The organism is Achromobacter sp. ACM01, from assembly GCF_014851745.1.
GTDB classification, from domain to species: Bacteria; Pseudomonadota; Gammaproteobacteria; order Burkholderiales; family Burkholderiaceae_B; genus Achromobacter; species Achromobacter aegrifaciens.
In genome coordinates, this window is the sequence record NZ_JACVAF010000003.1 from 812,631 (window position 1) to 835,603 (window position 22,973).

Here is a 22,973-nt window from a genome sequence, read left to right on the forward strand (position 1 = left end):
TATCTCTGACCAGGATTGATTGATTTTAGGGCCGGCCGGACACTGAAGCCCATTGCCACGTTTCCGAGACCCCCGCCATGACCACGAAAACCGTCGCCGCCCTGCAGATCGGCTCCTCCCCCGAGGGCAAAGCCCGCACCCTGGAAGACATCCTCGCCTACGAGGGCGAGATCGTCGCCTCTGGCGCCTCGCTCGTGGTCATGCCCGAAGCGCTGCTGGGCGGCTATCCCAAGGGCGAGATCTTCGGCACCCGCCTGGGCTACCGCCTGCCCGAAGGTCGCGAGGCCTATGCCCGCTATTACGACAACGCCATCGACGTGCCCGGCCCCGAAACCGAAGCGCTCGCCGCCCTGTCGCAGCGCACCGGGGCCAGCCTGGTGGTGGGCGTGATCGAACGCGGCGGCAACACGCTGTATTGCACCGCCCTGTTCTTCGAACCTGCTACCGGCCTCGCCGCCAAGCACCGCAAGCTCATGCCCACCGGCACCGAACGCCTGATCTGGGGCCAAGGCGACGGCTCGACCCTGCCGGTCGTCGACACCGAAGCCGGCCGCATCGGCGGCGCCATCTGCTGGGAAAACCACATGCCGTTGCTGCGCACCGCCATGTACGCCAAGGGCGTGGAAATCTGGTGCGCGCCCACCGTGGACGAACGCGACATCTGGCAGTGCTCGATGCGCCACATCGCCCACGAAGGCCGCTGCTTCGTGGTCAGCGCCTGCCAGGTGCAACCCTCGCCCGCCGAACTGGGCCAGGACGTGCCGGGCTGGGACGCCAACCGCCCTCTGATCAACGGCGGCTCGGTCATCGTCGGCCCGCTGGGCGACGTGCTGGCGGGCCCGCTGCACGGCAAGGCCGGCCTGCTGACCGCCCAGGTCGACACGGCGGAACTGGTGCGCGCCCGCTACGACTTCGACGTGGTGGGCCACTACTCGCGCCCCGACGTCTTTTCCCTGACCGTGGACGAACGCCCGCGCCCCGCCGTGCGCTTCGTCTCCTGAACGCCCCGGCTGACGGGAGCCCGCAATCCGGGCACCTGGCGCCGGGATGGTATAGTCTCGCCCGCTGCCGGCCCTTCCGGGCCGCGCAACGCCCGAGTGGTGAAATTGGTAGACACAAGGGACTTGAACTAATTTGAGCCCTTTGGGGGAAACTCCAAAGGTGTAGCCCGTCAAACTCGGCGAATGCCCTGGACCCGTTCCGAGCCAACGCCGAGCCAAGCCCAGGTCGCATGACCGGGGAAGGTGTAGAGAGCAGACGGCGGGCACCTAAGGCCGCAAGGCTATGGTGAAGGCGTGCTCCAGACCACGAACAGCGCATCCGCGCTGGCGGCGAAAGCCGAAGTGGTAAGAAAATCCCTCGGCCTCGCGGCCGTACCGGTTCGATTCCGGTCTCGGGCACCACCCCGCCACAGGCCAGGCGTCCATCCTTCGTCGCAAACCGGCGAACGCCTGCCTCGTCAAACTGAAGCGCGCAAAATTGCCCCCGCCGATCTAATCTAGTCCGGTAACCAGGGAGCGCGCCATGATCACCCTCTACTCGTACCCCGGACTCTATGGGCTGGAAGACAACAACCCTTACGGCCTGAAGATCTACGCCTTCCTGAAGCTCTGCCGGCTGCCGTTCGACCACCGGCATACGCTGGACGTACAGTCCGCCCCGCGTGGCCAGCTGCCCTACATCGCCGACGGCGATCTGCGTATCGGCGACAGCGACGCCATCATCGCCTACCTGAAGCGCCAGTACGAACTGACCATCGACGATTCCCTCACGCCCGAGCAGCAGCGCCAGGACTTGCTGGTGCGCCGCGCGCTGGACGACCTGTACTGGGTCATGTCCTATTCGCGCTGGCGCGATGACCGCTATTGGCCGACCTTCCGCCGCGCGCTGCTGGACGCCCACCCGGACGTCACGCCCGAGCAGCTGGAAGCCGCCCGCCAATACAACTTCCAGCGCTACCACTACCAAGGCATAGGCCGCTACGCCCCCGAAGACGCCTATGCGCGCGGGATCGCCGACCTGGAGGCCGTCTCCAGCCTGCTGGGCGACAACGGCTTCATGTTCGGCCCCAATCCGGGTAGCGTGGACGCGGGGCTCTACGGCTTTCTCGCCAATATCTATTTCTACGCCATCGACACGCCGCTCAAACAGTGCCTGGTGTCGCGGCGCAACCTGGTGAGCCTGTGCAATGCCGTGCGCGCCGAACTCGGTTAAGGCCTGACTCCCTTCCCGCGCGCGGCCGCCCGCCCCGGACGGCTTCCAAAAACGTTATTCTTGCGCCTCGTTTTCCACGTTTCCGCCCTGCCCGCCATGCGCCGGCGGGGCTTCAGACCTCACTTGACCGCCGCTTCCTCCTCCCCGCCCTTCATCGTCCTCGACGCCTGCGTCCTCATGTCAGGCATCCTGCGCCGCCTGCTGCTCAGGCTGGCCGAGGCCGGCGTGTACACGCCGGTCTGGACCGACCGCATCGGCGAGGAATGGCGCCGCAACGCCTCGCGCATCTGGGAGATCCCGCCCGAGGTGATGATGGAGATGTGGGACGACATGAACGCGCGCTTTCCCGGCGCCCGCGAGACGGACACCCAGGTCTACGAGGCCTCCCTGCGCTACAGCGACCCCAAGGACTTCCACGTGATCGCGGCCGGCCTGGCGCGGCGCGCGCGCTGCGGCCTGCAACAGCCGCCGGTGGTGCAGGTGCTGACCTGGAATCTGAAGGATTTCAACCGTTCCGAACTGCGGCGCCAGGGGCTGGACGTCTACAACCCCGACCGCATGCTGACGCAATGGTGGCAGGCCGCGCCCGACGCCATCCGTGCGGCGGCGGCACAGGTGCCCGCGGACTATGTGGCGTTGGGGCGTGAGCCCGAGCCGCTGTCGGCGACGCTGCACCGCGAGCGCCTGTATGGCCTGAAGAACCTGCTGGCGCGCGACGCCGCGCAGAACGGCGGCGCCTGAACCGCGCCAGCGTGCTCAGTGGTCGTGGTTGCTGGCGGCAAAACCCGCCGCGTTCAGTATGTCGATCACTTCCTGGATGTGCTCGTGGCCGCGCGTCTGCAGCACGAAATCCACCTCGACATTGCGCACCGGCAATGAGGTGAACGCACGCTGGTGGTGCACTTCGGTGATGTTGGCCTGCGCGTCGGCGATGAGCTTGGTGGCGTGTGCCAGCGCGCCCGGCAGATCGCGCAGGTCCACGCGGATGCGCGCCAGGCGGCCGGCGCGCACCATGCCGCGCTCGATCAGTTCGCCCAGCATCAGCGGGTCAATGTTGCCGCCCGTCAGCACCAGGCCGATGCGCTTGCCCTTGTAGCGGTCGCTGCCCTCTTCCTGCGCGCGCAGCAGCGCGGCCAGGCCGGCGGCGCCCGCGCCTTCGACCACCGATTTCTCGATCTCCAGCAGCACCACGATGGCGTGCTCGATATCGCTTTCGCTGACCAGCTCCAGTCGATCGACCAGCTGGGTGACGATGGGCTGGGTCAGCGCGCCCGGCGACTTCACCGCGATGCCTTCGGCGATGGTGTAGGCGCCCTGCGGCATGGACACGCCCTTGACGGCGGCGTACATGGACGGAAAGCGCTCGGTCTGCACGCCGATGATCTCGATGCCGGGCTTGAGCGCCTTGGCCGCGGTGGCAATGCCGGAGATCAGGCCGCCGCCGCCGATGGCGACGACCAGGGTGTCCAGCTGCGGCTGGTCTTCCAGCATCTCCAGCGCCACCGTGCCCTGCCCCGATATGACCGCCTCGTCATCGTACGGGTGGATCATGATCAGGCCGCGCTCCTGCGCCAACTCGTAGCCGCGCGCCTTGGCATCGTCGAAGGTGTCGCCGGCCAGCACCACCTCGGCGCCGAAGCGGCGCGTGTTGGCGATCTTGACGGTGGGGGTGAACCGCGGCATCACGATCACGGCCGGCACGCCCATGCGCTGGGCATGGTAGGCCACGCCCTGCGCGTGGTTGCCGGCGGACACGGCGATCACGCCCTTGGCGCGTTCTGCTTCCGACAGCGTCAGCATGCGATTGAGCGCGCCGCGCTCCTTGAACGAAGCCGTGAACTGCAGGTTCTCGAACTTCAGCCAGATCTCCGCGCCAAAGATGTCGGACAGCGTGCGGGACAGGGTAAACGGGGTCTTCAGCACCTGGCCGCGCAGGTTCTCGCGGGCGGTCTGAATGGAGGCGATATCGATCACGATGGAAATCCTGTTAGCGCACCGGCAGGAAATTGAACAGCAGCAGGCCCTGCGCGTAGTTGATCCCGATGCGCCGCGTGTTCTCGCCCAGCAGGTTCGCGATCAGATCCAGGCGGCCGATGATGGCGCCGAATTCGCGTTCAAAGCTGAGGTTGGTGGCGTTCTGGGACATTTCGTTGGCCAGCAGCAAGGGTTCGCCCTGGGTATTGCGGCGCGACGCCAGCAGCCAGGCGGCTGCCTCGACGTTCCGTGCGGCATTGTAGACCCGCTGCCCGTCCAGCGCGTCGGTAGCGTACAGGCGGGTTTTGCCGTTGTGGGCGGCGATGATGGTGTCGGCCAGGCCGTAGATGAAAGCGCCGACCCGGTCGCCCGAATAGTTGGGGTCCAGGGACACGGCCAGGATCTGGATGTCGCGCAGTCCCGCCAGGTCCTTGGGCGGGATGCGGACTTCGATGGAATGCTTGACCAGCGACACCGCCTTGGCCAGGTCGGGCGCGCCGGACTTGCGCCATTCGCGCGGATTGCGGCGGTAGAGCTTGTCCAGCAGGACATACAGGCTGGCCAGGTTGTCGCGCACCTCCAGCGTGACGGTGCGGTTGAAGTCGGTCTGGCCGAACTGGTCGGCGGACATGTCCTCGCTCTTGGGACCGCCCTTGCCCGGCGCGGGGCTGCTCATGCAGCCGCTCAGCACGGCCGCAAGCAGCGCCGCGGCACTGGCGGATCTGGCCCACGCCGTCATGCCTTGCCCATCCGTTTCCCCCTTCTTTGCCACGTCGCGCAGGCCATCCTCCGTGGTCGGGGGGCCTCGCTCTCGCGCAAGACTTTACAGGAAGGTAAGCGCAGTTGGGAGATGTCCGGGGTCTGAAGAAGCAAGAAGATGAATCATGCCGGCCACAAGCGCGCGCGCCGGCCCATGAAAAACGGCGCCCGCAGGCGCCGTTTCATGCTACCGGTCAAGCAGGCTTATTCAGCTTGCGGTTCCGATTGCGGGGCAGCTTCGGGAGCCGCAGCGGCTTGCTGCTGCTCGATGCCGCCAATCGCCTTGATGGACAGGCGCAGGCGGCCCTTGTCGTCGGCCTCGATGACCTTGACGCGGACTTGCTGGCCGACCTTCAGCACATCGTTGATGTTGGCGATGCGGTAGTTGGCGATTTCCGAGATGTGCAGCAGGCCGTCACGGCCCGGCAGCACTTGCACGATGGCGCCGAAATCCAGCAGGCGCAGCACGGCGCCTTCGTAGATCTGGCCCACTTCGACGTCGGCGGTCAGTTCGACGATGCGGCGCTGGGCTTCCTTGGCCTGCGCTTCGTCGACGCTGGCGATCACGATCGTGCCGTCGTCCGAGATGTCGATCTGCGTGCCGGTTTCTTCGGTCAGCGCGCGGATGGTGGCGCCGCCCTTGCCGATCACGTCGCGGATCTTCTCGGGGTTGATCTTGATGGTCAGCATGCGCGGAGCGAAAGCCGACAGCTCGCCGCGCGAACCGTCCAGCGCTTCCTTCATCTTGCCCAGGATGTGCAGGCGGCCTTCGCGGGCCTGAGCCAGCGCCACTTGCATGATTTCCTTGGTGATGCCCTGGATCTTGATGTCCATCTGCAGTGCGGTGACGCCGTTCTCGGTGCCCGCAACCTTGAAGTCCATGTCGCCCAGGTGATCTTCGTCGCCCAGGATGTCCGTCAGCACGGCGAACTTGCCGCCGTCCAGGATCAGGCCCATGGCCACGCCGGCCACGTGATCCTTGACCGGCACGCCGGCGTCCATCATGGCCAGCGAGCCGCCGCAGACCGAAGCCATCGACGACGAGCCGTTGGACTCGGTGATTTCCGACACGATGCGGATGGTGTACTGGAAGTCTTCCGGAGCCGGCAGCAGCGGGATCAGCGCGCGCTTGGCCAGGCGGCCGTGGCCGATTTCGCGGCGCTTGGGCACACCGATGCGGCCCGTTTCGCCGGTGGCGAACGGAGGCATGTTGTAGTGCAGCATGAAGCGGTCGCGGTATTCGCCCATGAGCGCGTCGATGATCTGCTCGTCCTGCTTGGTGCCCAGCGTGGCCACGACCAGCGCCTGGGTTTCACCGCGGGTGAACAGCGCGCTGCCGTGTGCGCGGGGCAGCACGCCCAGACGCACGCTGATGGGGCGCACGGTGCGGGTATCGCGGCCGTCGATGCGCGGCTCGCCGTTCAGGATCTGGCCGCGCACGATGGCGGATTCCAGCGAGAACATGATGTTGTCGACAGCGACGGCGTCCGGCAGCGCTTCGCCCTTTTCGGCGGCGGCGGCGGCCAGCTTGGCCGACACGTCAGCCGACACTTCGCGCAGCTTGGTCGTACGGGCCTGCTTTTCGCGGATCTGGTAGGCGGCGTTCAGGCCTTCCTGGGCAGCTGCGGTGACCGCGGCGATCAGGGCTTCGTCCTTGGCGGGCGCTTGCCAGTCCCAATCGGGCTTGCCGGCGTCCTTCACCAGTTCATGAATGGCGTTGATGACGGCCTGCATTTGCTGGTGGCCGTAGACCACGCCGCCCAGCATGATTTCTTCGGACAGCTGGTCGGCTTCGGATTCCACCATCAGCACGGCGTTTTCGGTGCCGGCGACGACCAGATCCAGCTTGGACGACTTCAGTTGCGAGGCGGTCGGGTTGATGGCGTACTGGCCATCGATATAACCCACGCGCGCGGCGCCGATGGGGCCGTTGAACGGGATGCCCGAGATGGCCAGCGCGGCCGAGGCGCCGATCATGGCGGGAATGTCGGGATCGATTTCAGGATTGACCGACAGCGTGTGGATGACCACCTGGACTTCGTTGTAGAAGTCTTCGGGGAACAGCGGACGCAGGGGACGGTCGATCAGGCGCGAGGTCAGCGTTTCCTTCTCGGAGGGCTTGCCTTCGCGCTTGAAGAAGCCACCCGGGATGCGGCCGGCGGCGTAGGTCTTCTCGATGTAGTCAACGGTCAGCGGGAAAAACGTTTGACCCGGCTTGGCCTTCTTGGAAGCCACGACGGTGGCCAGGACGACGGTGTCCTCGATCGACACCACAACGGCGCCGGAGGCCTGGCGAGCGATCTCGCCAGTTTCCAGGACGACCGTGTGCTGGCCGTACTGGAACGATTTTGTCACTTTGTTGAACATGACGATTATTCCTTACAAATGAAAAACCGTGGCCGTCGCGACATACGTCGCACCGACCACGGTTGCGTCATGGGGAGCCAGCCCCGTCGATCACTTGCGCAGACCGAGTTTTTCGATCAGTGCGCGGTACGAATCGGGATTGCGGCCCTTGAGATAGTCGAGCAGCTTGCGGCGACGGCTGACCATACGGAGCAGACCGCGGCGCGAGTGATGGTCCTTCATGTGTTCTTTGAAGTGACCGGTCAGTTCGTTGATGCGGGCGGTGAGCAGAGCCACCTGAACTTCGGGGGAGCCGGTATCGCCTTGAGCGCGTTGGAATTGCGCGACGATATCGGATTTCTTGATGTCAGCTACAGACATTTATGACCTCTTCGGACATGCGACAGGGCCGAGGCGCCCTGACGTGGTTTGGAAAAAATTTGCGCGAACCTGGCGGAATTCGCTTTCTCACTGCTGCCATTGATGACTCAAACAGAAGCCTGGAATCCGGGTGTTGGACGCGGTGTTTCGACACCGGGGCCTGGCACCTGGACCAGCTCTGCGGCCAGCGCAAAGGATGTTGCAAGATCAATACACTTGATAAAGCTCGATGATTATAGCCGATTCGCTAGAATTACCCCAATGAGGGCCGCCTGCCCCGCCGCAGGCCGCGATGCCACGTAAGGAGAAGATATGTCTAAATATTACAGAAGCGCGCGCCTGGCACTGGCTGCCGCCGCGTTGGCCGGCCTGGCCGCCTGCGCAAACATGGCCCAGATTCCTCCCGGCACGCCCTACGCCGACGTGCAAGCCCAGTTCGGCCGGCCCAACTTCGAATGCCCGCAAGCCAATGGCGGGCGGCGCGTGATCTGGACCCAGCAGCCCATGGGCCAGTACGCCTGGGGCACCAACGTCGGCGCCGACGGACGCGTGGGCCAGGTGGTGCCGCTGCTGACGGACGAACACTTCAAGGTGCTGAGCGAAGGCGTATGGGGTCCCGACCGCGTGCGCTGCGAATTCGGCCCGCCCGCCAAGATCGAGGAAGCCGGCCTGGGAGAAAAGCGCGAGGTGGTCTGGTCGTACCGCTACAAGGAAAACGGCGTCTGGAACTCGCTGATGTATGTCTACATGAGCCGCGACGGCAGCAAGCTGACGCACTTCCATCCCGGCCCGGACCCCATGTACGACGACGACCGGTTCATGTGGCGCTGATTCCCCCGCCTCTCTAAAAAACAAGACCCGCCATCAGGCGGGTTTTGTTTTCAAGGCGTTCACCAATCAGGACGATTGGTTGCGGCGTTCCTGCGTCAGGCGGCGCGCGCGGTTCCAGCGCCAGGCCCACATGATCCAGCCCGACAGGCCGTACAGCACGAACAGGCCGAACAACACGACCGGAGGATCGCTGGACACGAACACGAACACGGCCACCACCAGCAGGATGCCCCAGAACGGCACGCTGCGGCCCAGGGCGAAGCTCTTGCCGCTGAAGAACGGCGCATTCGACACCATGGAAATGCCCGCGTACATGGTCAGCGTGAACGCCGCCCAGGCCATCAGGCTGTCATGGATGGGCAGCTTGTTGTCCACGGCCAGCCAGACGAAACCCGCCACCAGCGCGCCGGCAGCCGGGCTGGGCAAGCCCTGGAAGTAGCGCTTGTCGACCACGGCGATGTTGGTGTTGAAACGCGCCAGGCGCAGCGCGGCGCCGGCGACATAGACGAACGCGGCCAGCCAGCCCCAGCGGCCCAGGTCGTTCAGGATCCATTCGTACATGACCAGCGCGGGCGCAACGCCGAAGGAGGTCATGTCGGACAGCGAGTCGTACTGCTCGCCGAAGGCGGACTGGGTGTTGGTCAGGCGGGCGACCCGGCCGTCCATGCCGTCCAGCACCATGGCCGCGAAAATGGCGATGGCGGCCACTTCGAAGCGGTCGTTCATGGCCTGCACGACGGCGTAGAACCCCGCGAACAGTGCCGCGGTGGTGAACGCGTTGGGCAGCAGGTAGATGCTGCGGTGGCGGTTCTCGGAATCGCGCATGGAAAAATTGGGCATGGTCTCAATAACTTACAACGAACATTGAAAGGTTAACCCATCTGGCCCCGCTTGCGGGGCGGAGCAAGCCGCGTGCCTGGCCAATCGAGGGGAAGCCTGCAAAAAAAAGCGGCATGCCCTCGCAGGCATGCCGCTTCGACCCTGATTGCGCGGGGCAGGCCCCGCGCAATGGCATGGATCAGTTCTTGGACTTGTCCACCAGCTTGTTGGCGGCGATCCAGGGCATCATGGCGCGCAGCTTGCCGCCCACTTGCTCGATCTGCGATTCCGCGTTGATGCGGCGGCGCGAGGTCAGCGTCGGAGCGCCGGCGGTGTTTTCCAGGATGAATTTCTTGGCGTATTCGCCGGTCTGGATGTCCGTCAGGCACTGGCGCATGGCCTTGCGGGTTTCGTCGGTGACGATCTTCGGGCCGGTTTCGTACTCGCCGAACTCGGCGTTGTTCGAGATCGAGTAGTTCATGTTGGCGATGCCGCCTTCATAGATCAGGTCGACGATCAGCTTCAGTTCGTGCAGGCATTCGAAGTACGCCATTTCGGGCGCGTAGCCGGCTTCCACCAGCGTGTCGAAACCGGCCTTGATCAGTTCGACGGTACCGCCGCACAGCACGGCCTGTTCGCCGAACAGGTCGGTTTCGGTTTCTTCGCGGAAGTTGGTTTCGATGATGCCGGCACGGCCGCCGCCGTTGGCGCTGGCGTACGACAGGGCCACGTCACGCGCGGCGCCCGACTTGTCCTGGTACACGGCCACCAGGTGGGGCACGCCGCCGCCTTGCTTGTAGGTGTTGCGCACGGTGTGGCCCGGGGCCTTCGGGGCGATCATGATGACGTCGATGTCTTCACGCGGCACGACCTGGCCGTAGTGCACGTTGAAGCCGTGGGCGAACGCCAGGGCGGCGCCGGGCTTGATGTTGGCGTGCACTTCCTTGTTGTAGACCGAGGCGATGTTCTCGTCGGGCAGCAGCATCATGACGATGTCGGCGGACTTGACCGCGTCGGCGACTTCCTTGACTTCCAGGCCGGCGTTGGCGGCCTTGTTCCACGAGGCACCGCCCTTGCGCAGGCCGACCACGACCTTCACGCCGGATTCATGCAGGTTCTGCGCGTGCGCGTGGCCTTGCGAGCCGTAGCCGATGATGGCAACAGTCTTGCCCTTGACCAGGGAGAGATCGCAGTCTTTGTCGTAGAAAACTTTCATGGTTGTGCTCCAGATTCCAGTATTTTGGATATTTGTTTAATTCAGATGTAGGGTGCGGCTTGGCCTGGAAGGCCGGTCAAATCTTCAAAATCCGTTCACCGCGTCCGATGCCGGACACGCCGGTGCGCACGGTTTCAAGGATTGCACTGCGGTCCAGGGCCTCCAGGAAGGCCTGTACTTTTTCCTGCACCCCGGTCAATTCGATGGTGTAGGACTTGTCGGTCACGTCGATGATGCGGCCGCGGAAGATATCCGCCATGCGCTTCATTTCCTCGCGCTCCTTGCCGACCGCGCGCACCTTCACGAGCATCAGCTCACGCTCGATGTGCGCGCCTTCGGTCAGGTCGACCACCTTGACCACATCCACCAGGCGGTTCAGGTGCTTGGTGATCTGCTCGATGATTTCATCGGAACCGGTGGTCACGATGGTCATGCGCGACAGCGTGGAGTCCTCGGTGGGCGCCACGGTCAAGGTCTCGATGTTGTAGCCCCGCGCGGAAAACAGGCCCACCACGCGCGACAGCGCGCCGGGTTCGTTCTCGAGGAGGACGGAAATCACGTGCTTCATGGGTGGCCTCCTTACAGGTCTTCAGAGCCGAGCAGCATTTCGGTCAGCCCGCGGCCGGCCTTGACCATCGGCCACACGTTTTCGGTGCGGTCGGTGATGAAGTCCAGGAAAACCAGGCGATCCTTGTGCTTCTTGAACGCTTCGCGCAGCGCCGGCTCGACGTCCGCCGGTCGTTCGATGCGCAGACCCACGTGGCCATAGGCCTCGGCCACCTTGACGAAATCGGGCAGCGAATCCATGTAGGACTCGGAATAGCGCGAACCGTAGTCGATCTGCTGCCACTGCCGGACCATGCCCAGGAAGCGGTTGTTCAGGCAGATGATCTTCGGCGTCAGGCGGTACTGGTGGCAGGTCGACAGTTCCTGGATGTTCATCTGGATCGACCCTTCGCCCGTGATGACGGCGACGTCGTGCCCAGGATTGGCCATCTGCACGCCCATGGCGTACGGCAGGCCCACGCCCATGGTGCCCAGGCCGCCGGAGTTGATCCAGCGGCGCGGCTTGTCGAACTTGTAGTACTGCGCGGCCCACATCTGGTGCTGGCCCACGTCGGAAGTCACGAAGGCGTCGCCGCCAGTCACTTCCCAGAGCTTTTCCACCACGAACTGCGGCTTGATGACCTCGTCCGAGTTGGCGAACTTCAGGCATTCCTTGCCGCGCCAGGACTCGACCTGCTCCCACCACTTGGCGATCGGAGCAGGCTTGTGCTCGGCCGCGGCGATGTCGTACTGCGCGCTGAGGTCGGCCAGGACGTCCTTGACGTTACCGACGATCGGGACGTCCACGCGCACGCGCTTGGAGATCGACGAGGGATCGATATCGATATGGATGATCTTGCGGGCGTTCTGGGCGAAGTGCTTGGGGTTGCCGATCACGCGGTCGTCGAAACGGGCGCCGATGGCCAGCAGCACGTCGCAGTGCTGCATCGCCATATTGGCCTCGTACGTGCCGTGCATGCCGGGCATGCCGACGAACTGGCCGCTGCTGGCCGGGTAGCCGCCCAGACCCATCAGGGTGCTGGTGCAGGGCGCGCCCAGTTGCGACACGAGCTTGTTCAGCTCGGGCGCGGCGTTCGACAGGATGACCCCGCCGCCCGTGTAGATCATGGGCCGCTCGGCGGCCAGCAGCATCTGCACGGCTTTCTTGATCTGCCCCTGGTGGCCCTTGTTGACGGGCGCATAGGAGCGCATCGAGATCTCGCCCTTGGGCGGCGTGTACTTGCACTGCGCGATGGTGATGTCCTTGGGGATATCCACCAGCACCGGGCCGGGACGGCCGGTGCGCGCGATGTAGAACGCGCGGCGCATGGTTTCGGCCAGGTCCTTGACGTCGCGCACAAGGAAGTTGTGCTTGACGCAGGGACGCGTAATGCCGACGGTGTCGCATTCCTGGAAGGCGTCCTCGCCAATGGCCGCAGTGGGCACCTGCCCGCTGATGATGACCATGGGGATGGAATCCATGTAGGCGGTGGCGATGCCGGTGACGGCATTGGTCACGCCCGGTCCGCTGGTCACGAGGCAGACGCCGACCTTTTGCGACGAGCGCGAATAGGCATCGGCGGCGTGCACGGCGGCCTGCTCGTGACGAACCAGGATATGCTGGAATTTGTCTTGCTTGAAAATCGCGTCGTAGATGTAAAGCACCGCGCCGCCGGGGTAGCCGAAAACGTGTTCCACGCCTTCATCGGCCAGGCAGCGCACGACGATATCGGCGCCATTCAGTTCCATGTTGTCATTCCTTTCAGTACCGGCCCTGCAACCCTGACTGCTGCTCGCCCGGATACGGCGGCAACTGAACCCATACCGGTCCCGACAACATGATCCGGCGCTTTGCGGCTCACGGAGCCACGCCACCCGGACACCTTGCCGACCCGGCACACGCTCGACAGAACGCAGTGCAAACGCCCCTGGGGGACGCTGGAGGTCGAAATGGAAGCCTTGGCAACACACGCTTGTGGCGCGGCCAACGGCAGGTGTAACTGCTGCGGGATGGCTGGGAGGTGACCCTGGCAATCCGCCTCAACGCACCGGTTTCGGATAGGCAGACCGATGCAAGTGGAGCAATTTACCGCGTTGCGTCAAAGGTAGCAAATCGACTTTTCTTCGACCGTTGCTTGGAAGGTTCGGTAACTATCCGACCCCAAAAATTTAGGCAGTCTCTCTATACTTGTTTCGTCATCCGAAACCGAGCCGCCGCCACATGGATTTGCGCATTGCCAGCATCCGCCGCTTCCTCTACAGCCACTACTTCTTCGGAGGGGTGCGTCAGGGGGTGGGGATGCTGTTGCCCGTGCTGGTGCTGGGCGGCCTGTTCGGCAACTACACCACGGGTCTGGTTGCAACGTTCGGGGCGCAATGCCTGGCCATCATCGACCAGCCGGGCGGGCCGCAGCGCCACCGCACCAACGAGATGCTGGGCGGCGCCGCGCTGGGCACGCTGACGGTCATCATCACAGGGCTGGCGTCATCGCACCCCGTGCTGATCTGGCTGGCGGTCATCGCGCAGTGCTTCGTCTATTCGATGTTCACGGTGTTCGGCAAACGCGGCGGGCTGATCGGCTTTGCCGGCCTGTTGCTGATGACCCTGACCATGCATTCGCCGCTGGCGCCCCATGAGGTGCTGGCGCACGCCGCGGCCACGCTGGGCGGGGCGCTGTTCTACGTCGCATTCAGCCTGGGGTTCTCGCGCCTGTTCTGGCTGCGCGAGGAGCAGCAGGCCATGTCGGTGGCGCTCTTCGCCACCGCCGACTACGTGGCGGCGCGCGCCACCTTCTACGATGAAACCGCCGATCTGGACGACGCCTACCGCGAGCTGATCCAGCGCCAATCCGTCATGACGGAAAAGCACCAGGCGGCGCGCGACATGGTGCTGCGCGCCCTGCCCCGCGGCAAAGGCCTGGGCGACCGCCAGCGCGTGATGATCTGGAACATGTTCGTCGATATGCTGCAGCTGCTGGATACGCTGGTGGCCACGCATACCGACTACGCGGCGCTGCGCCGCGCGCTGGCCGGCAGCGACTGCCTGATGTTCATGCGCGATGCGCTGGTGAAGATGTCGCTGGAGCTCAACCGCATCGCGCTGGACGTGTCGCGCGGGCGCAAGGTGCAGTACCGCAGCAGCGCCAAGGCCGAACTGCGCGCCATCGAATACGAGATCGAACAGCTCAAGCAGCAGGGCCTGGGCGAGCGCGAGCCCGAGATGCTGGCGCTGATCGTCCAGGTGCTGCGCCGGCTGCGCAATTCGGCGCGCATCGTCGACCGCCTGGCCGACCACACCGCGGCTTCGCCCGACGCCAAGCCCACCGACGTGCTGCGCATCAACAAGTCGCTGACGCGCTTCATTTCGCGGCAGGAATTCCGCGTGGGGCTCCTGACCAGCAACCTGCGCCTGGATTCGCCGCACTTTCGCTATGCGCTGCGCGTCACCGCGGCCGCGGCCATCGCCATGACGCTGGCCAGCCAATGGCTTTCGCCGGCGTTTTCCGCGCACAACTACTGGATCATGCTGACCATCGTCATCATCATGAAGCCGGGTTTCGCGCTGACCCGCCAGCGCAATAGCTGGCGCCTGACGGGCACGCTGATCGGCTGCATCCTGGCCCTGCTGCTGTTCAACCTGACCGACCGGCCCGAACTGCTGTTCGCCGCGCTGCTGGGCGCCTGCATCATGGGCAACAGCCTGGTGCAGCTGAACTACATGGCCAGCGCCACCTTCAACACGCTGTTTGTGGTGCTGGTGTTCCACTTCGTGTCGCCGGGCACGGTGTCCATGTCAGTGATCGGCGAACGCGCCATCGATACGTTGATCGGCTGCGCGCTGGCGCTGATCTGCAGCTACATCCTGCCCTGGTGGGAGGCCCGCTACCTGAAACCGCTGGCGGCCGCGGCCACGCGCGCCAACCGCGAATACCTGATCGCCGGCCTGCGCTACGTCGAGGCCATGCAGGCCCACGGCGCGCCCGTGGGCGCCGCCGCCGGCGAGACTCCAGCGGTCACGGACGCCGACCTGGCCTGGCGGCTGGCGCGCAAGAACGTGCACATCTCCTTCAGCAATTTCGCCGAGGCTTTCTACCGGATGATGAGCGAGCCCACGTCGCATCAGGTAAGCGTGCCTGAGCTGAACAACCTGCTGATCCAGAACCACATCCTGGCTTCGCAGATCACAGCGGCCATCCCCATTCTGGCCAGCCTGCCGGCTACGCCCGAAGCGGTACAGCGGGCGCTGACCGGCATGGTGGACCTGTTGGATGAGAACCGCGCGCAGGCGCCGGCCGGCCTGCCGACCCAGTTCGACACGGAAGGCGAACAGGCGGCGCTGGTCTATCCGGTCAAGCAGATGCTGAAGGCGGCGCACATGATCCGCCAGGAACTGCACGCGCTGGCCGATCCCACGCACGCGCCGCCGGTGGCGGCGGCAGCATGACCGGCGTGGATGGCTCTGACGGGAATGGGGAGTCCCGGGCGCAACGCCCGGGACCGGATCAGACCTTGCGGCGGAACACCAGCTTGTCTTCCGACGAGGCAGAGGCGTCGAACTTGTAGCCTTCCAGGTCGAAGCCTTGCAGGCCTTCGGGCTTGGACACTTTGTGCAGGATCGCGTAGCGCGCCATCAGGCCGCGCGCGCGCTTGGCGTGGAAGCTGATGACCTTCCAGGCGCCGTTCTTCCAGTCCTGGAATACGCATTGCACGACGCGCGCCTTCAGCGTCTTCAGGTCGACCGACTTGAAGTATTCCTCGGACGCCAGGTTGACGATCACGGGCGCCTTCTGGCCGGCCTGCCGTTCGTTGAGATAGTCAGCGATGGCCGGGCCCCAGTACTCGTACAGGTTCTTGCCCTTGGGCGTGGCCAGGCGCGTGCCCATTTCCAGGCGGTAGGGCTGCATCAGGTCCAGCGGGCGCAGCACGCCATACAGGCCGCTCAGGATGGCCACGTGCTCTTGCGCCCAGTCCAGCTGCTTGGCCGACAGGGTCGCGGCCTCCAGCCCTTCGTAGACGTCGCCGTTGAAGGCCAGCACCGCCTGGCGCGAGTTGGCCTGCGTGAAGCTGCGCTTCCAGTGGGCATAGCGCTGCACGTTGAGTTCGGACAGCGCCGGGCTCAAGCTCATGAGCTCGGAGATGTCCTCGGCCGACTTGGTCTTCAGCACCTTGATGAGGCCGGCGGCCTGGTCCACGAACAGCGGCTGGGTATGCGTCTCGATGTGCAGCGGCGAGTCGTAATCCAGCTTCTTGGCGGGAGAAAGCAAAAACAGCATTCGGGAATTCCTTTTTTAGCGTGCCGTCCAGCCGCCATCGACCGAGACGGACGTACCTGTGATTTGCGCGGCGGCGTCCGAGGCCAGGAACACGGCGGTGCCCCCCAGTTGCTCCGGCGTCACGAATTGCAGCGACGGCTGCTTTTCGCTCAGCAGTTCGCGCGCGGCGGTTTCCTGGTCCACGCCATCTTTTTCCGCCAGCGCGGTGATCTGCTTTTCGACCAGCGGAGTGCGTACCCAGCCCGGGCAGATGGCGTTGGCCGTGATGCCCTGGCCGGCCGTTTCCAGCGCGGTGACCTTGGTGAAGCCGACCACGCCGTGCTTGGCGGCGACATAGGCCGACTTGTTCGCCGAAGCCACCAGGCCATGAGCCGAGGCGATGTTGATAATGCGGCCGAAGCCCTGCTTCTTCATGTGCGGCAAGGCGGCGGCGGTGCCGTGGAACACTGCCGACAGGTTCAGCGCCAGGATCGCGTCCCATTTTTCAGTGGGGAAGTCCTCGATCAGCGCGGTGTGCTGGATGCCGGCGTTATTGACCAGGATGTCGATGCGGCCCAACTGGCGCACGGCGTTCTCGACCAGCTCGCGCACGGCCGCGCCCTTGGACAGGTCGGCGCCGTCGTAGATGACCCTCACGCCATGCTTGTCGGCCAGGCCGGCGCGGAGCTTTTCGATTTCGGCCGCATCGCCGAAGCCGTTCAAGACGATATCGGCGCCTTGCTGGGCGAAGGCAGTGGCGATACCCAGGCCGATGCCGCTGGTGGAACCGGTGACAAGGGCGACTTTTCCTTTAAGCATGAGCATTCTCCTGTGGTCGAGCACATTGGACGGGCCAAGCAAGGGTCAAGTGTAGCTGCCCGGCATGACGGCAATCATGCCATGCCCGTACGGCACGCAGGGTCAAGCAGCGGGAGGAGGATCGCGCGGCGCGGGAGGTTTCGGCGCCTCGTCCTGGACCGGTTCCGCTGCCGGCAGATCGGCCATGCCGCCCCGGTTCTCGGGTATGCGTTCCAGCAGCTTGATCAGCATCGGCACCACGCCCATCGAAATCGCCACGATGACGGACAGCAAGTCGCGCTGTTCCAGGTTCATCAGATTGTTGTCCCAGGCTTCGTTGAAGATGGCGAAGCTGAACTCCCCGCCCTGCGCCAGCGCCAGCGCGAATAGCAGGCGGTGATAGCGCGGCAGGCCCAGAAAGCGCGAAAAGCCGTACAGAATCAAGGCCTTGACCAGCAGCAGCGCGAATACGCCTACAAGAATGAAGGGCCAGTGGTTGGCCACCACCTTCAGATTCACGGACATGCCGATGGCTACGAAGAACAGGCCCAGCAGCAGCCCCTTGAACGGGTCGATGGCCTTTTCCAGGTCATCCCGATAGCGCGACTCGGCCATCAGCACGCCCACCAGGAACCCGCCCAGGCCCGCGGACAGGCCGGCGTAGTCGAACAGTTGAGCAGCGCCCACCACCATCAGCAGGGCGGCGGCCGTGAACAATTCATTCAACTGCGCCTTGGCAGCCCAGCCCAGCAGCCGCAGCCGGTACGCCGCCGCGACCACCACCACGGCGATCAGCGCCTCCTTGAAGGAAGGCGCCGAGGCGCCATCCGAACCCAGCAGGCCCGCCGCCACCAGCATCGGGATCGCCGCCATGTCCTGGAACAGCAGTATTCCCAGCGCCGACCTGCCCAGCGGCGTGCGCGTCAGCACGCGTTCGTCCAGCAGCCGCAAGGCCACCGCCGTGGACGACAGGGCCAGCGACAGCCCGCAAAGGATTGCCGCCTGCCATTCCATGCCGGCCAGATGCCGCAGCGCCGCGCCGAACACCACCGCCAGCAGCAGCCCGCAGGCCAGCATCTGCAAGGAACCCAGCACGAAGACTTCGTTGCGCATGGCCCACAGGCGTTTGGGCGAGAGCTCCAGCCCGATGATGAACAGCATCATCACCACGCCCCACTGGGACACATTGATCATGGTGTCCACATTGGTGACGAGCCTGAGGCAGGACGGCCCCACCAGCACGCCGGCCAGCAGATAGCCCGGGATCGCGCCCAGGCCCAGCAGCTGGGTCAGGGGCACGCACAGCACGGCCGCAAGCAAAAGGATAAGGATGAGATCCATGGGACTAGCGGTTCCGGGATGAGCGCCGAGAAGAGAAGAGTGCCGGGCAGGGACGCCGGGCATGTCGGAATTCTGGGCAAAGATCGCCGCCGCTGAAAGCCGGATGAAACCCGCTGTGGGGGACTTTCAACCACCCCCTTTACACAAACAAAAAAAATCCTGTAGAATTGCGGGCTTCGCTGCTTCGACAACGAAGATCCTTCCGACCAGGGATCTTTAGTGGAAGACCCGGCCCTTGGGGTAACCCAGGCCAGCCAGGAACACCACCGTTACGAAACCCAGCCACGGAGAGGTGGCAGAGTGGTCGAATGTACCTGACTCGAAATCAGGCGTACGGTATCCCCGTACCGTGGGTTCGAATCCCACCCTCTCCGCCAAGTATTGCAAAAAAGGCCAATCCCTCGGGATTGGCCTTTTTCTTTTTCCTTCGGACTTCATAAAAACTAAAAACGCACAGGCTCGGCGCGCGCCGGCTTGCGTGTAGGCAAGCCGGCGCCGTTCCGATGCTCGCCCCGGTGGGGCTGCGCTTCGGATGGCTCCGGGGGTCCTCGGCTGGTGGGCGCCTAATGCGTTGGTTTTGGATCCCGTAATGGGCAGATGCCGCGAGCCGGTGGCCGGACGGAGGGATCCGAAGCGCAGCCCCACTGGGGCGAGCATCGGAATTCCGCAGTCCGGACGGCGGCGACTCAAGAACGCTGCCTCACAAAACCGAAGTGCGGGGCGGTAGGGCTTCGAGCTTGCGGGCGTCAGGGTTCTTTAGCCGCCGAGGCTGCCCTGCGCCATTCCGATGCTCGCCCCGGTGGGGCTGCGCTTCGGATGGCTCCGGGGTCCTCGGCTGGCAGTTGCCTAATGCGTTGGGTTTGGACCCCGTTCATGGGTAGATGCCTTGAGCCGGTGGCCGGACGGAGGGATCCGAAGTGCAGCCCCACCGGGGCGAGCATCGAAATGGCCCGACAGCGCCCCATCGCCAGATATGGACCCATGTCACTTTGGCACCATATGGCAAGCCGCAGACTCGAGCCCCCCCATCGGCGCGCCAGGAGTATTCAGAGCGAGGCAATACCTGTCAAGACAGGAAGATCGGCGTCTCCCATGCCTTTTCGAGACCGGAATTTCGCCGGCGATGTCCTCAACCTGCTGAAGCGCTATCGGATTGCAGCAAGCGAAGGCGGGGCCGCCCCGCCTGACTATCACAAGGGCGCCGTTGGCCGCGCCAACTGGAACAGGTCCGTGCTGCGCGCGTACCAGCCGCCGCCGTGCATGCGCGCGATCAGCCCCATGGCCGGCGTGTCCATGTAGCCGCGCTCGGCGTCCTGCACATAGGCATCGTCGACGTGCGCGCCCAGCACCCGGCCGATCACCACGAGCTGGCGCGGGCCGGTCACGATGGTTGCCTGGCTGACGCACTCCAGCGACACCGGACTGCCCTTGATCAGCGGGGGACGCACGTGTGTAGCCGGCAGCGCGGTCAGGCCGGCCGCCGCCATCTCGTCCACGTCCGCCGGGTAATCGGCGCAGGTCTGGTTCATCTGCGCAACCAGCGACTCCGGCACCAGGTTCACCACGAACTCGCCGTTCTCGATGATGTTGGCGCCGGAATCCTTCAGTTCGCCGCTGGCATGGCGCATCAGGCCGATGGCGACCGTCGGCGGCTGAGGCCCCATGACATTGAAGAAGCTGAAGGGAGCCGCGTTGACAACGCCTTTGTCCGAAATGGTGGTAAGCCACGCGATCGGGCGCGGGGTGACGGTCGAGGTCAGCACGTTGTAGACCGTCTGCGTCGGCAAGGCGCTGAAATCAAAATGCATGATTCAAGCCTCCCCGGCATTCAGCGCCGAGACGGCCCGCTTTTCACGGGTGTCGACCTGCAGCTGGAACACGTCGGGGCGGGCGTAGTGGCCCGAGACGTCGAAGTCGTACTTGCCGCGCAGGATCTGGTTGGGGTTGATGTCGGCGTACAGGATGGTCTCGGCTGAGAAATCCGGCCCTGCCAGCACTTCGCCCAGCGGATCGATGATGGCGCTGCCGCCGCGCATCAGCACGGTGTCGGGCGCGTCGCCCAGCGCGCATTCAAAATCGTCGGGATAGGCATCGCGGCGCAGATGCTGGCAGGCCGTGAGCACATAGCAGCGCCCCTCCAGCGCGATGTGGCGCATGCTGGGAATCCAGGAATCGCGGTCGTCGGCGGTGGGCGCGCAATACAGCGCCACGCCCTGGCTGTACATGTACATGCGCAGCATGGGCATGTAGTTTTCCCAGCAGATGACCGCGCCGATCTTGCCGTAGGGCGTGTCGAAGACGGGCATGGTGGAACCATCGCCGAAGCCCCAGATCAGGCGTTCGCCGGCGGTGGGCATGAGCTTGCGGTGTTTGCCCGCCAGCCCTTCACGGCCATTGAAGTACAGCACCGTGCAGTACAGCGTGCCGCCATCGGCCTCGATGCAGCCCATGACCACGAAGCTGTCGGTGTCGGCCGCGGCCTGGGCCACCAGCGCGACCTCTTCGCCATCCAGCCGGATGGCTTGGTTGTGATAGCTGGCGAAGGCGTCGCGGCCCTCGGGCTTGCGCATGCCGATGGGCGCGCCGAAGGAGTTGCCCTTGGGATAGCCGCCCAGGAACGCCTCGGGGAACACCAGCACGCGGGCGCCCTGCTCCGCCGCCTGGCGGATGAGCGATGCCGCCTTTTCGGCGCAGGCGACGCTGTCGGTGGGAATGGAGGCCGCCTGGATGACGGCAGCCTTGAAGCTCTGTTGCGTGGACATGTCTCTCCTCTTTCTCAGTGTGCAGCGTCTTCGTCGATGGCGCGGGCGCGGGTGTTCGGCAGGAACAGGCTGCCGATGACGCCGACCACCGCGGTCACGACGACCGGATACATCAGGCCGCCAAAGATATTGCCGCTGGCCTGAGCCAGGTAGGTGGCGGTAAAGGGCACGATGCCGCCGAAGATGCCGGCGCCGATGTGGTACGGGAAGGATAGCGCCGTATAGCGGATGCGGGCCGGGAACAATTCGACCAGATAGGACGCCACCGGGCCGTAGACCATGGCGACCACGGCCGTCATCAGCACCAGGATCAGGATGATGGTCGTGCGGTCGACGCGCGCGGGATCGGCCCGCTCGGGATAGCCGGCGGCCGTCAGCGCGCTGGTGTAGGCGGCGCGGTCAAAGCCGTTGACGGTCGTGCCGCCCACGCTCATGGCGATGCTCTGCCCGGGCAGCGGCGCGGCGTATTCGAAGTTGATGCCCTTGCCGACCAGGAATTTCTTGGCCTGCACGCAGACCTTCTTGTGGTCGGCATGGCTGCCGATCATGGCGGCCTGCAGTCCGAAGTCGCAGGCGCCGCCGCTGGTGTCGGCATGCACGCGCACCGGGGTGGTCTGCATGGCTTGCGCCAGGGCCGGGTTGCCCGCCTTGAGCAGCACGTCGAACATGGAGTGGTAGCCCAGCGCCGCGACGAACAAGCCGACCATCATGATCCACTTGCGGCCGATGCGGTCCGACAGCCAGCCGAACAGCACGAAGGTCGGCGCGCCGATGATGAAACCGATCAGGATCAGCGTGTAGACGCTGGTCTGGTCCAGTTGCACGGCCTGCTGCATGAAGATCATGACGTAGAACTGGCCGGTGAAATAGGTAGCGCCCTGGCCGGCGGTGACGCCGATCAGCGCCAGCAGCACCAGCCGCAGGCTGGACCATTGGCCGAAGGTCTCCTTGACCGGGTTCTTGGACAGGCGGTTCTGCTGCTTCATGCGCGTGAACACGGGCGACTCGTGCAGCTTGGCGCGCACGTAGATCGAAATCGCCAGCATCACGATCGACAGGATGAACGGCAGGCGCCAGCCCCACTGGCGGAAATCCTCGGCGCTCATGGATGCCTGGGTGCACAGGATCACGATCAGGGACAGGATCAGGCCCGCCGAGGACGTGATCTGGATCCAGCCCGTCAGCAGGCCTCGGCGCTTGGGTTCGCAGTGCTCGGCCACATAGATGACCGCGCCGCCGTACTCGCCGCCCACCGCCAGGCCCTGCACCACGCGCAGGGTCAGCAGCAGGATCCATGAAAGGTGGCCGGCCGATTCATAGGTGGGCAGGCAGCCGATCAGGACGGTTGCGCCGCCCATCATCACCACGGTGATGAGGAAGGTGTACTTGCGGCCCAGCTTGTCGCCCAGGTAGCCGAACATCACGGCGCCCAGGGGCCGGATGATGAAGCCCACCGCCAACGCGCCCAGCGCGGCCAGCAGTGCCACCGTGGGGTTGTCCTGCGGGAACAGCACCTGGCTCATGAAGACGGCCAGGGTCCCGTAAATGAAAAAGTCGTACCACTCGAACAAGGTGCCCAGGGTCGAGGCCACCACCACCTGGCGTTCCTCTTTCCTGCTGAGCGTCGGACCGACGTCGATCCGCGGCATTGCCACATTCGCTTCCATGCTTGCTTTCCCCAATCGCTTTAGATTGATAATGCTGTATTCATTAACTATTATCAAACTTAACCCA

General features: G+C 64.8%; 19 protein-coding genes and 1 tRNA gene. 6 read left to right on the forward strand and 14 right to left on the reverse strand.

Annotation, left to right across the window (positions count from 1 at the left end; all coding sequences use genetic code 11):
- The first annotated feature begins 77 nt into the window (after positions 1-77).
- The 3 genes from IB268_RS18500 to IB268_RS18510 all read left to right on the forward strand — a co-directional run bounded on the left by IB268_RS18500 (position 78) and on the right by IB268_RS18510 (position 2,955).
- A complete protein-coding gene (locus tag IB268_RS18500; RefSeq protein ID WP_192352535.1) occupies positions 78-1,001 on the forward strand; it encodes a carbon-nitrogen hydrolase family protein in 924 nt (307 codons plus the stop codon).
- A gap of 523 nt (positions 1,002-1,524) precedes the next feature.
- Positions 1,525-2,214: a glutathione S-transferase family protein gene (locus IB268_RS18505; protein WP_054450186.1), complete on the forward strand. Its 690-nt coding sequence runs from the start codon at positions 1,525-1,527 to the stop codon at positions 2,212-2,214.
- Positions 2,215-2,310: 96 nt separating this feature from the next.
- On the forward strand, positions 2,311-2,955 hold the full coding sequence (locus IB268_RS18510) for a PIN domain-containing protein (RefSeq protein WP_175159655.1): 645 nt from the start codon (positions 2,311-2,313) through the stop codon (positions 2,953-2,955).
- Positions 2,956-2,970: 15 nt separating this feature from the next.
- Here IB268_RS18510 and IB268_RS18515 read toward each other — a convergent pair whose 3' ends face one another.
- The 4 genes from IB268_RS18515 to rpsO all read right to left on the reverse strand — a co-directional run bounded on the left by IB268_RS18515 (position 2,971) and on the right by rpsO (position 7,674).
- Entirely contained in the window at positions 2,971-4,188 is a 1,218-nt protein-coding gene (locus IB268_RS18515) for a threonine ammonia-lyase (RefSeq protein ID WP_054450181.1), read from the reverse strand.
- Between the two features lie 13 nt (positions 4,189-4,201).
- The gene (locus IB268_RS18520; RefSeq protein WP_370127071.1) at positions 4,202-4,864 is read right to left on the reverse strand and encodes a hypothetical protein; all 663 of its coding nucleotides are present in this window, start codon (positions 4,862-4,864) and stop codon (positions 4,202-4,204) included.
- Positions 4,865-5,151: 287 nt separating this feature from the next.
- Positions 5,152-7,314 (reverse strand): polyribonucleotide nucleotidyltransferase, encoded by a 2,163-nt coding sequence (gene pnp / locus IB268_RS18525; protein ID WP_054450179.1) that lies wholly within the window; start codon positions 7,312-7,314, stop codon positions 5,152-5,154.
- Positions 7,315-7,404: 90 nt separating this feature from the next.
- Positions 7,405-7,674, reverse strand: a complete 270-nt coding sequence (gene rpsO, locus IB268_RS18530; protein ID WP_006223612.1) for a 30S ribosomal protein S15 — start codon at positions 7,672-7,674, stop codon at positions 7,405-7,407.
- Positions 7,675-7,986: 312 nt separating this feature from the next.
- Here rpsO and IB268_RS18535 point away from each other — a divergent pair, with 312 nt between their 5' ends.
- The gene (locus IB268_RS18535) at positions 7,987-8,505 is read left to right on the forward strand and encodes a hypothetical protein (protein WP_054450177.1); all 519 of its coding nucleotides are present in this window, start codon (positions 7,987-7,989) and stop codon (positions 8,503-8,505) included.
- 66 nt (positions 8,506-8,571) lie between these two features.
- On the opposite strand, the gene pssA is transcribed toward IB268_RS18535, so the two are convergent.
- From pssA to IB268_RS18555, 4 genes are all read right to left on the reverse strand, one after another.
- Positions 8,572-9,345: a CDP-diacylglycerol--serine O-phosphatidyltransferase gene (pssA, locus tag IB268_RS18540; RefSeq protein WP_054450175.1), complete on the reverse strand. Its 774-nt coding sequence runs from the start codon at positions 9,343-9,345 to the stop codon at positions 8,572-8,574.
- 178 nt (positions 9,346-9,523) lie between these two features.
- A complete protein-coding gene (gene ilvC, locus IB268_RS18545; protein WP_013391929.1) occupies positions 9,524-10,540 on the reverse strand; it encodes a ketol-acid reductoisomerase in 1,017 nt (338 codons plus the stop codon).
- Positions 10,541-10,616: 76 nt separating this feature from the next.
- Entirely contained in the window at positions 10,617-11,108 is a 492-nt protein-coding gene (gene ilvN / locus IB268_RS18550; protein WP_054450173.1) for an acetolactate synthase small subunit, read from the reverse strand.
- Between the two features lie 11 nt (positions 11,109-11,119).
- A complete protein-coding gene (locus tag IB268_RS18555) occupies positions 11,120-12,889 on the reverse strand; it encodes an acetolactate synthase 3 catalytic subunit (protein WP_255423500.1) in 1,770 nt (589 codons plus the stop codon).
- A 418-nt stretch (positions 12,890-13,307) separates the two neighbouring features.
- On the opposite strand from IB268_RS18555, the gene IB268_RS18560 reads away from it, so the two are divergent.
- The gene (locus tag IB268_RS18560; RefSeq protein WP_119450786.1) at positions 13,308-15,530 is read left to right on the forward strand and encodes an FUSC family membrane protein; all 2,223 of its coding nucleotides are present in this window, start codon (positions 13,308-13,310) and stop codon (positions 15,528-15,530) included.
- Positions 15,531-15,588: 58 nt separating this feature from the next.
- Here the strand turns inward: IB268_RS18560 and yaaA are convergent, their stop codons facing one another.
- The 3 genes from yaaA to IB268_RS18575 all read right to left on the reverse strand — a co-directional run bounded on the left by yaaA (position 15,589) and on the right by IB268_RS18575 (position 18,477).
- Positions 15,589-16,359: a peroxide stress protein YaaA gene (gene yaaA, locus IB268_RS18565; RefSeq protein ID WP_054450168.1), complete on the reverse strand. Its 771-nt coding sequence runs from the start codon at positions 16,357-16,359 to the stop codon at positions 15,589-15,591.
- A gap of 15 nt (positions 16,360-16,374) precedes the next feature.
- The gene (locus IB268_RS18570; RefSeq protein WP_054450166.1) at positions 16,375-17,157 is read right to left on the reverse strand and encodes a 3-hydroxybutyrate dehydrogenase; all 783 of its coding nucleotides are present in this window, start codon (positions 17,155-17,157) and stop codon (positions 16,375-16,377) included.
- 102 nt (positions 17,158-17,259) lie between these two features.
- Positions 17,260-18,477 (reverse strand): cation:proton antiporter, encoded by a 1,218-nt coding sequence (locus IB268_RS18575; protein ID WP_054450164.1) that lies wholly within the window; start codon positions 18,475-18,477, stop codon positions 17,260-17,262.
- A 286-nt stretch (positions 18,478-18,763) separates the two neighbouring features.
- Here IB268_RS18575 and IB268_RS18580 point away from each other — a divergent pair.
- Positions 18,764-18,854 (forward strand) — tRNA-Ser (locus IB268_RS18580).
- An 813-nt stretch (positions 18,855-19,667) separates the two neighbouring features.
- Here IB268_RS18580 and IB268_RS18585 read toward each other — a convergent pair.
- The 3 genes from IB268_RS18585 to IB268_RS18595 are packed head-to-tail and all read right to left on the reverse strand — an operon-like array spanning position 19,668 to position 22,906.
- Entirely contained in the window at positions 19,668-20,285 is a 618-nt protein-coding gene (locus IB268_RS18585) for a flavin reductase family protein (RefSeq protein WP_119450782.1), read from the reverse strand.
- 3 nt (positions 20,286-20,288) lie between these two features.
- Complete coding sequence (locus IB268_RS18590) at positions 20,289-21,239, reverse strand: carbon-nitrogen hydrolase family protein (protein ID WP_054450139.1); 951 nt, start codon at positions 21,237-21,239, stop codon at positions 20,289-20,291.
- Positions 21,240-21,253: 14 nt separating this feature from the next.
- Complete coding sequence (locus tag IB268_RS18595; protein WP_192354618.1) at positions 21,254-22,906, reverse strand: MFS transporter; 1,653 nt, start codon at positions 22,904-22,906, stop codon at positions 21,254-21,256.
- Positions 22,907-22,973 lie beyond the last annotated feature (67 nt).